This window comes from Streptomyces sp. NPDC037410 (genome assembly GCF_055602235.1).
Genome location: NZ_JBVJWR010000002.1, coordinates 381,405 through 389,957, shown reverse-complemented (window position 1 = coordinate 389,957; position 8,553 = coordinate 381,405). Strand labels below are relative to the sequence as shown.

Below are 8,553 nucleotides of genomic sequence, written 5' to 3'. Positions count from 1 at the left end.
GCTAACGGGGAAAGGGAACCACCCACTTCCGTCCCGCCTTCCCACCCAAAAAGGGGTTTCCCCCCCCCGCCCTCCCCGGTTCGCCCCCACTCCTCACAGGGGTAAACGGCTCGGCGATCAGGCCGAGGTACGGGCCCTCCTCGCACGTCGGCGCAGATGGACCGCCCCGCCCGCCACGGCCCCGGCGAGCAGTACGCCGCCCAGGGCGAGGGGGTTGCCGGTGGAGTCGGTCGCGGGTTCCCCGGCGGGGCCCGGCGCGGGGGCCGCGGCGCCGGCGGCCCAGCCGAAGCCGGCCTCGACGCCGCCGTGGGGCCGGCCGGAGATGTGGTAGGTGACGGTCTGCTTGATGCGCGGCGGGCACTTCAGGGTGATGGTGTCCGTGCCGGAGACGGCGCCCTCCGGCACCACGAACTCGCCGACCAGGACACCCGCGCGGTCTCCCGGCAGGAGGTGGAACTTGCCGCCCGCGTCCGACTCGCCCTTGCCGTAGGTCTCCTTGCCGCACGCGGTGGTGCTGACCGTGACGGTGGTGCCGGGCGAGGCGTTCATCGGGAAGATGCGGACATCGGGGTCCCCGGGCGCGGCGAGCGCCGTGGGGGCGGACAGGACGACGGCGCCGACGATCAGGCTGACCTGCAGACCGGTACGTGCGCGACGCATGCTTCTCTCCTTCGGTGGAGCTTTCCGGCCGGCTTCTTCGCGCGGCACCTGTGCTGTGCTCCCTGCACGAGGCAAAGGCCGGTGCGGGGCTCCCGCAATTCGGGGAGCGCGTTCGGCCGTCGGCCGGTCGGACCCACGGCCGCCGCCGCCCGCGCCCGTCACAGCAGGTCACGACCGTGCACGTACCGCCCCCCGGGTGATCTCGCCCGGCACGCGAACGGACCAGTGGCCGGACGCCCGGACGCCAGGGCCCCCGGTCGGCCCCGGCCCGCCCGGGGGATCAGCGGTGGCGGGCCGGAACGGGCGCTCATAACTTCGCGATATGACGAAACGACAGATCGCCCTCCTGGCGTGCACCGCGGCCCTCGCGGGCTCCGGGCTCGGCGCCGCCGCCCCCGCCGCGGCCGACTGGTCGGTGCACCGGGTGAAACCGGGCGAATCGATCCAGCAGGCCGTGGACGCCGCGCGCCCCGGCGACACGATCATCCTCGCCCCCGGCACGTACCGCGAGAGCGTCCACATCACCACCCCGCACCTGACGCTCCGTGGTTCGAGCGTCTTCCCGACCGTCCTCGTGCCCCCGGCCACCCCCGGCACCGGTACGTGCGCCCAGGCGGGCAACGGCATCTGTGTCACCGGCACCCAGGACCGTCCCGTCGAGGACGTGACCGTGCGCTCGCTGACCCTCCGGGGCTTCGCCAAGAACGGCCTGTGGGCCAAGTGGACCGACGGCCTGGACGTCCAGCGGGTCACCGCCGAGTCCAACGGCACGTGGGGCATCGCCCAGGAGCGGTCCGTACGCGCGGTGGTGCGCCACAACACCGCCCGGAACAACGGCGACGCCGGCCTGTTCCTGGCCAACACCGTCACCGAGGAGGGAGGAGCCACCGACACCCGGGGCACGGTCGTCAGCGGCAACCGCGTGTCCGGCAACCGGATCGGCATCACCGTGCGCCGTCTGCGGAACCTCACCGTCGACCACAACGAGGCGGCCGCCAACTGCGCCGCCGTGTTCGTCGTGGGCGACGAGTCCACACCGCGCGCCGGGGCGATGACCGTGCGCCAGAACACCATCCGCGAGAACAACAAGTTCTGCCCCAAGACCCCGCGCCTGCCCGCCCTCCAGGGCTCGGGCATCGTGCTCACCGGCGCCGAGGACACCCTCGTCGCGCACAACACGGTCGAGGACAACGTGGGCGACACGCCGCTCTCCGGCGGCATCGTGCTCTTCAAGAGCTTCGTGGGCGTCCCCAACGAACGGATCGAGATCCGCGACAACGTGGCGCTGCGCAACGGCGCCGCCGACCTCGCCGACCGCGACACCGCCAAGACCAACACCTTCCGCGGCAACACCTGCGGCGTCTCCCAGCCCGCGGGCATGTGCTGACCTCCCTCGCCCACCCGTACCGCACGACAGCAAAGGCAAGGCGAAACAGATGACGACCGTCGAATCCGCTCCCCCGCCGCCCATGCGGCTGCGAGAACTCGTCTTCGGCGCGGCGTGCGCCGCCGCCGTGCGCGCGGCCGCCCGCCTGGGCGTGGCCGACGCGCTGGCCGACACGCCCATGAGCGCGGAGGCCCTCGCGGCCGCGGTGAAGACCGAACCCCGCACCCTGCGCAGGCTGTTGCGCGCCCTCGCCTGCCAGGGCGTCTTCACCGAGCAGCCCGACGGCACCTTCGGGCACACGGAGATGTCCCGGCTGCTGCGCGAGGACGACCCGCACAGCCTGCGCTACATCGCGCTGTGGTGCACCGAGCCCTGGACCTGGGACGTCTGGCCCAAGCTCGACGAGGCGGTGCGCTCCGGCCGCAACGTCTTCGAGGACGTGTACGAACGGGAGTTCTTCTCGTACCTCAACGAGGAGGCGCCCGAGTCCGCGTACGTGTTCAACCGGGCCATGACGACGTCGAGCCGCCAGTCGGCCGAGGACGTCGCCGAACTGCTCGATCTGCGCGGGGCCTCCTCCGTCGTGGACATCGGCGGCGGCCAGGGCCACGTCCTGGCGAGCCTCCTGGAGAAGCACCCCGGACTCCACGGCACGCTGCTCGACCTGCCGGCGGTGGTCGGCAACGCCGATCCGCGGCTGCGGGAGGGCGGCTCGCTGGCCCCCCGGGTCCGGATCGTGCCCGGTGACTGCCGGGAGGACATCCCGGTCCGTGCCGACGTCTACGTCATCAAGAACATCCTGGAGTGGGACGACGACAGCACCCGCAGGACGCTGGCGAACGTCCGGAAGGCGGCGGAGCCCGGGGCCCGCGTCGTCGTCATCGAGAACCTCGTGGACGACACCCCGTCCATGCGGTTCACGACGGCCATGGACCTGCTGCTGCTGCTCAACGTGGGCGGCGCGAAGCACACCCGGCAGAGCATGGTGGACCGGCTCACGGACGCCGGGCTCGTCATCGGCGAGATCCGTCCGGTGAACGCGTACCTCCACGCCTTCGAGTGCACCGTGCCCGCCTGACGAGGACGCCGGGAAACCCGAGGCCGCCCGCTCCGCGACTGTCGCGGGGCGGGCGGCCTCGGGTTTCACCTGTGGTTCCCGGCTCAGGAGCCGGCGTCCCGCTCCCAGCGGTAGAAGCAGTGCGCCATGGCGTCCTTGGGGCTGCGCCAGGTCGTCGGGTCGTACGCGCTGACGTACGCCGACAGACGCTCGCTGACGCCGCGGAACTCGGGGTGTCCGGCCAGCCTGGCGACGTTCGGCGCCGGGTCCTGCTCGGACTCGATGAGGTGCAGGTAGACGTCGCCGAACTGGAACAGGCTGCGCCGCGCGACCCCCACCAGGTGCGGCAGTTCACCGCGGTCGGAGTCGGCGAACACGTCCGCGATCGCGGGCGCCGAGCCGGGCGCCATACGAGCGACGATCAGTGCGTGGTGCATCGGTGTCCTTCCTTGGTCGGTCCTGACGGGGTGCGTCAGACGGGCCTGACCGACGCGCTACGGCCTTCGCGCGCGGCCTCCACGAGCTTGTCCCGGATGAGGGCCATCTGGGTGCGGGAGTTGCGGTTGATGTTGTCGGTCATCCAGTCGTCGTCGACGGGGGCGTCGGGCTTCATCGCGAAGTCCTGGACCCACCGCATCTGGACGCCGCCGGGCAGTTCCTCGTACTCCCAGGCGATGTCCATGTGCGCGAACGGTCCGGTCTCGACGCGGCGGGCGCGGACCCGGCGGTTCACCCGGTCCATGGTGCGCTCCGACACCCAGCTCCATACCTTCCCGTTGTCGTCGGGGTGCATGGTCAGGCGGAAGGTGGTCGTGTCGCCCTCGCGCTCGAGGACTTCGACGGAGGCGTACTCGCTGAAGAGCCGCGGCCAGTTCTCGATGTCGTTGGTCATGTCCCAGACGAGGTCGAGGGGGGCGTCGATGGTGATGCTGTTGTCGGTGTGTCCGGACACGTCAGACTCCTGCGAGGGCGTTGTTGACGAGGGCGACGAACTCGGCGGGCGTCTTGCAGCGCTCGGCGTCGGTGGGCAGCGTCACGCCGTGCCCGTTCTCCAGCTCGCCGACGATGCCGAGCAGGCCGAGCGAGTCGACGCCGAGGCCGCTGAAGGGGGTCTCGGGGGACTCCGCGAGCTGCTCCGCCGCGACGGTGACGCCGGCCGACTGCTTGATCAGGGCGGCCAGGTCGCCGTAGGTGAATTCCGTGGTGATCATGTGCGTTTCTCCTTCGCCGCCCGGTCCTACCGGGCGAGTCCGCCACCGCGGCGCACGACGAGCGCCGCGTTGGATCCCATGAGTCCCCTGCTGAGGACGAGGGCCGTGCGCAGCTCGGCGGGCCGAGCGCGGGACATCACCACGTCGAGGTCGCAGTCGATGTCGTACACGTGGGGGGTGGGGGGCACCAGGCCGTGTTCCATGGCGAGCACGGCGGCCGCGGTGTCCAGTACGGGTGCCCCGCAGTAGGCCCGGCCGTAGCCGGTCTTGGGGGCCGTCACCGGGACGCGCGTGGCGTGCGCGCCCAGGACGTCGGCGATCGCCAGGGCCTCGGCGCGGTCCGCCTCCGGTACGCCGAGGGCGTCGGGGAAGACGACGTCGATCTCCTCCGGGGCGCAGTCGGCCTCGTCGAGGGCCACCCGGATGGCCTGGGCGAGTCCCTCCCGGGACTCCTTCCAGCGGGAGGCGCCGGTGAAGGTGGCGCCGTGGCCGGCGACCGTGGCCCGCACGGTCGCGCCCCGGTCGAGGGCCCGGGTCTCGTCCTCGACGACGAGCATGGCGCCGCCCTCGGCGGGGACGAAGCCGCAGGCCTTGGCCGTGAAGGGGCGGTAGGCGCGGTCCGGGTCGTCGACGGTGCTGAGCTCGCGGTAGCCGAGCTGGCAGACCATCGAGTACGGCGCGAGGGGCGCCTCGGCGGCGCCGACGACGACCGCGCCGGTCCCGCGCCGGACGGCGCGGGCGGCGTGGGCGACGGCGTCGAGGCCGCCGGCCTCGTCGCTGGCGACGACCCCGCACGGCCCCTTGAAGCCGTGCCGGATGGAGATCTGGCCGGTGCTCGCGGCGTAGAACCAGGCGATGGACTGGTACGGGCCGACGAACCTGGAGCCCTGTCCCCACAGCTTCTGCAGCTCGCGCTGGCCGAACTCGCCGCCGCCCGATCCCGCGGCGGTGACGACGCCGATGTCGAAGGGCTCCTCGGATCCCTCCTCGTGGCCGAGGCCGGCGTCGTCGAGGGCGAGCGCGGCGGCGGCCATGGCGTAGTGGGTGAACCGGTCGGTCTGGACGAGGAAGCGCTCGTCGATGAGGGCCGAGGCGTCGAAGCCCTCGACCTGCCCCGCGACCTTGAGGGGCAGGTGCTCGCAGCCCTCGCGGGTGATCCGTCCGAGAACGCCGAGGCCTTCCCGGACGGACTTCCAGTACGCGTCGGTGCGCAGTCCGTTGGGGGCGATCACACCGATCCCGGTGACGACCGCCGGCCGTGGCCGCTGTGTGCTCATCGTGTCCTCCCGCCCGGCCCGGTCAGGAGCACGGCGGACTGGAAGCCGCCGAAGCCGCTGCCGACGGAGAGCACGTTCCTCAGCTTCCGGGGGCGGGCGGTGCGCGGCACGTAGTCCAGGTCGCACTCGGGGTCGGGGATCTCGTAGTTGGCGGTCGGGGGCACCACCTGGTGCTGCAGGGCGAGCACGCAGGCGGCGACCTCTATCGCGCCGATCGCGCCGAGCGAGTGGCCCACCATGGATTTGATGGAGCTCATCGGCGTGTCGTACGCGTGGGCGCCGAGGGACCGCTTGACGGCGGCGGTCTCGTGCCGGTCGTTCTGGCGGGTGCCGGAGCCGTGCGCGTTGACGTAGTCGATCGCCGTCGGGTCGAGCCTGGCCTGGTCGAGCGCGGTGTCGATCGCCCGGGCCATCTCAAGGCCTTCGCCGGTCAGACCGGTCATGTGGTAGGCGTTGCCGTAGGTGGCGTAGCCGCTGATCTCGCAGTAGATGTGCGCGCCGCGGGCCCTGGCGTGCTCGTACTCCTCCAGGACGAGGACCGCGGCGCCCTCGCCCATGACGAAGCCGTTGCGGCGGTTGTCGAAGGGCTTGGAGGCGTGCTCGGGGTCGTCGTTGTCGGGCGACGTGGCTTTGATGGCGTCGAAGCAGGCCATGGTGATCGGGGAGATCGGCGAGTCCGACGCCCCGGCTATGACCACGTCCGCCCGGCCCTCCTCGATGGTGTGGAAGGCGTAGCCGACGGCGTCGAGGCCGGAGGTGCAGCCGGTGGAGACCGTCTGCACCGGGCCCTGGGCGCCGTACTCCTCGGCGACCACCGAGGCGAGCGTGCTGGGCGCGAACGCCAGGTGCAGCTTCGGATCGGCGGCGCGGTGGTCCACGTCCCAGCGCCGGCCGCGCTCGCTGACCAGGACGTAGTCGTGCTCCAGACGGGTGGTGCCGCCGACGGCGCTGCCGAGGCTGACGCCGACGCGCCAGGGGTCCTCGGCGGCGGTGTCGAGCCCGGAGTCGCGCACGGCCTCTCCCGCGGCGACGACGGCGAACTGCACGTACCGGTCCGTGTGCCGGCTCAGCTCCGCCGACAGGCCGTGGGCGTACGGGTCGAAGTCGCACTCGGCGGCGATGCGGGAGCGCAGGCCCGCCGGGTCGAACAGGGTGATGCCGCGGGTCGCCGTACGCCCCTGGGTGAGGAGGTCCCAGAACGCCGCCGTTCCGGCGCCGCCGGGGGCGACCACGCCGATGCCGGTGACCGCCACGCGCCGGGTCACTCGAGGGCCCCCTCCCGCTCGCGCGCCCCCTCCGGCTCGCTCGCCTCGGTGTCGACGTGGCCGAGGCTCGGGTGCGGGGCGAGGGGGCCCAGGTGGAAGACCATGCGGGCCTCGATGTCGCCGACGTTCCGGAACCGGTGCCGGACGTCGATCGGGATGAGCAGCCCCTGCTCCGGGCGGAGCGTGTGCGTCTCACCGTCCAGGTCCACTTCGAGCAGGCCCTGGACGACGTACACGAACTCCTCGGAGTACGGGTGGTAGTGCTCGCCGATGCGGTCGCCCGGCTCGATGAGGGCCAGCCCCATGAAGCCGCTGGTGGAGCCGACCGTGGCGGGCGTGAGCATGGCCCGCAGGTCCCCACCGCGTCTGCGGTTGGGTTCCGTGTCGCTCAGGTTCACGATGCGCGGACGCTGCTGGAGCATGGTTGATACCTCCGGGTGTGGCGATGAGATGTGACGCACGGTCGGGGGGCGCGGCCCCTGGGAGGGGGCCGGTGCCCCGGGTCCGTCCTCTCAGGAGTCGGCCGCGCGGCGGTCGGTGACGGGCAGCATGTCGGCGTGCGACAGGAGCCGGTTGAGGTTGCGCTCGCTGTCCAGGGACCCCTCGATGCCGATGGCGGCGCCGTCGAGGAGGCGCTCCAGGACCTTGGCCTTCCGCTCGCCCTTGACGCCGAGGGCGGCGACGGGATGGAGGTCGAGGTCGCCCTCGGCGTCCACGAGCCGCACGACGACGTCGTCGCGCTGGAAGACGGTGCTGCCGTAGATCGGGCTGCCGGGGTCGACCGCCGCCTCCGCGTCCTGCTGGGCGAGCAGCCGGGCCAGGTCGGTGCCGCGGCCCTCCTTGGCCGGGTAGTACAGGGCGTGGCGCCGCAGGTCGGCCGGCTCGGGCCGGGCGGAGACCACGTGGTGCACGGCCGGGAGGGCCGCACGTGTGAAGAAGACGCGGGCCGACTCGGGGTCGGTGAGGTCCCGGTCCTGCTCCAGGTAGGGGTTGATGGCCTCCTCGACGGCCCGTACGCCGGGCTGCCGGGCGACGTGCCGCAGGGCGGACAGGAGGTCGCCCTCCACCTCGACCGCCCGCACGACGCGGTTGCCGTGCATGAACAGCGAGGTGCGGCGCAGCCGTGTGTTCTCGTCGACCTGGGCCTCGGGCGACTCGTAGCCGGCGAGGAGCTCCGCGACCTTGGACTCGGAGCCCGGCTTGACGGTGAAGGTGAGCGCGTGGCGGGTCACTCCGTCGCCGACACGGGCCGCGACCTGCTCGGCCGTGGCGGTCTCCGGGGTGAGCGGCCGCCGTGCGCCGGTCTCCCGGAGGATGCTGTAGCGCATGGACCGGGTGTCCCGGACGCAGCTGTGCATCGGCTTGACCATCTCGACGTGCTCCTCGCTGTTCACCCAGGCGAGGAAGGGCGGGGCGCTCTCCCATTCGCTGGTGATCAGCCACTGCGAGGGGTTCTCGATGGACTGGCACAGCTGGTCGCTGATGTGGCCGGGGACGCCGGCCACCTGCTTGCGCATCACCTCGTACGCTTCGAGGAACTGCTGCTGGGCTCCGTCGTACAGGTCGAGCAGCAGGATCACCCGCAGCCTGGACCCGTCGAACACCGACTGCGATATGCGTGCCGTGCTGGTCATACGGCGCACCTCTTCTCGTATGCGAGTGCGGGGAGGGACCGCCTGGCTCGGATGGCCGGGGT

At 72.3% G+C, this 8,553-nt stretch carries 10 protein-coding genes; 2 read left to right on the top strand and 8 right to left on the bottom strand.

Features of this window, described 5'->3' with window-relative positions; translation table 11 throughout:
* Positions 1 to 117: 117 nt before the first annotated feature.
* Complete coding sequence (locus ACZ7HT_RS04685; RefSeq protein WP_471159695.1) at positions 118 to 660, bottom strand: sortase; 543 nt, start codon at positions 658 to 660, stop codon at positions 118 to 120.
* Between the two features lie 322 nt (positions 661 to 982).
* Between ACZ7HT_RS04685 and ACZ7HT_RS04680 the strand changes: the two genes are divergently transcribed.
* Together ACZ7HT_RS04680 and ACZ7HT_RS04675 are read left to right on the top strand one after the other, a co-directional pair.
* On the top strand, positions 983 to 2,047 hold the full coding sequence (locus ACZ7HT_RS04680) for a right-handed parallel beta-helix repeat-containing protein (protein WP_471159693.1): 1,065 nt from the start codon (positions 983 to 985) through the stop codon (positions 2,045 to 2,047).
* Between the two features lie 49 nt (positions 2,048 to 2,096).
* On the top strand, positions 2,097 to 3,125 hold the full coding sequence (locus ACZ7HT_RS04675) for a methyltransferase (RefSeq protein WP_471159691.1): 1,029 nt from the start codon (positions 2,097 to 2,099) through the stop codon (positions 3,123 to 3,125).
* An 83-nt stretch (positions 3,126 to 3,208) separates the two neighbouring features.
* Here the strand turns inward: ACZ7HT_RS04675 and ACZ7HT_RS04670 are convergent, their stop codons facing one another.
* From ACZ7HT_RS04670 to ACZ7HT_RS04640, 7 genes are all read right to left on the bottom strand, one after another.
* Positions 3,209 to 3,541, bottom strand: coding sequence for a TcmI family type II polyketide cyclase (locus ACZ7HT_RS04670; protein ID WP_030690533.1), 333 nt, complete (start codon positions 3,539 to 3,541; stop codon positions 3,209 to 3,211).
* A 35-nt stretch (positions 3,542 to 3,576) separates the two neighbouring features.
* Positions 3,577 to 4,056: an SRPBCC family protein gene (locus tag ACZ7HT_RS04665; protein ID WP_471159688.1), complete on the bottom strand. Its 480-nt coding sequence runs from the start codon at positions 4,054 to 4,056 to the stop codon at positions 3,577 to 3,579.
* Between the two features lies 1 nt (position 4,057).
* A complete protein-coding gene (locus tag ACZ7HT_RS04660) occupies positions 4,058 to 4,315 on the bottom strand; it encodes an acyl carrier protein (protein WP_471159686.1) in 258 nt (85 codons plus the stop codon).
* A gap of 26 nt (positions 4,316 to 4,341) precedes the next feature.
* On the bottom strand, positions 4,342 to 5,592 hold the full coding sequence (locus ACZ7HT_RS04655) for a ketosynthase chain-length factor (RefSeq protein WP_471159684.1): 1,251 nt from the start codon (positions 5,590 to 5,592) through the stop codon (positions 4,342 to 4,344).
* The gene (locus ACZ7HT_RS04650; RefSeq protein ID WP_471159682.1) at positions 5,589 to 6,857 is read right to left on the bottom strand and encodes a beta-ketoacyl-[acyl-carrier-protein] synthase family protein; all 1,269 of its coding nucleotides are present in this window, start codon (positions 6,855 to 6,857) and stop codon (positions 5,589 to 5,591) included. Before ACZ7HT_RS04650 ends, ACZ7HT_RS04655 begins: the two co-directional genes overlap by 4 nt.
* Positions 6,854 to 7,279, bottom strand: coding sequence for a cupin domain-containing protein (locus ACZ7HT_RS04645; RefSeq protein WP_471159680.1), 426 nt, complete (start codon positions 7,277 to 7,279; stop codon positions 6,854 to 6,856). The genes ACZ7HT_RS04650 and ACZ7HT_RS04645 overlap by 4 nt, the downstream gene beginning before the upstream one ends.
* Before the next feature lie 90 nt (positions 7,280 to 7,369).
* Complete coding sequence (locus ACZ7HT_RS04640; protein ID WP_471159678.1) at positions 7,370 to 8,491, bottom strand: SchA/CurD-like domain-containing protein; 1,122 nt, start codon at positions 8,489 to 8,491, stop codon at positions 7,370 to 7,372.
* Positions 8,492 to 8,553 lie beyond the last annotated feature (62 nt).

Bases quoted from the DNA above. Each gene is read 5' to 3' on its own strand.
- ACZ7HT_RS04685 (WP_471159695.1), bottom strand. From the start codon at position 660: ATGCGTCGCGCACGTACCGGTCTGCAGGTCAGCCTGATCGTCGGCGCC.
- ACZ7HT_RS04680 (WP_471159693.1), top strand. From the start codon at position 983: ATGACGAAACGACAGATCGCCCTCCTGGCGTGCACCGCGGCCCTCGCG.
- ACZ7HT_RS04675 (WP_471159691.1), top strand. From the start codon at position 2,097: ATGACGACCGTCGAATCCGCTCCCCCGCCGCCCATGCGGCTGCGAGAA.
- ACZ7HT_RS04670 (WP_030690533.1), bottom strand. From the start codon at position 3,541: ATGCACCACGCACTGATCGTCGCTCGTATGGCGCCCGGCTCGGCGCCC.
- ACZ7HT_RS04660 (WP_471159686.1), bottom strand. From the start codon at position 4,315: ATGATCACCACGGAATTCACCTACGGCGACCTGGCCGCCCTGATCAAG.
- ACZ7HT_RS04655 (WP_471159684.1), bottom strand. From the start codon at position 5,592: ATGAGCACACAGCGGCCACGGCCGGCGGTCGTCACCGGGATCGGTGTG.
- ACZ7HT_RS04645 (WP_471159680.1), bottom strand. From the start codon at position 7,279: ATGCTCCAGCAGCGTCCGCGCATCGTGAACCTGAGCGACACGGAACCC.
- ACZ7HT_RS04640 (WP_471159678.1), bottom strand. From the start codon at position 8,491: ATGACCAGCACGGCACGCATATCGCAGTCGGTGTTCGACGGGTCCAGG.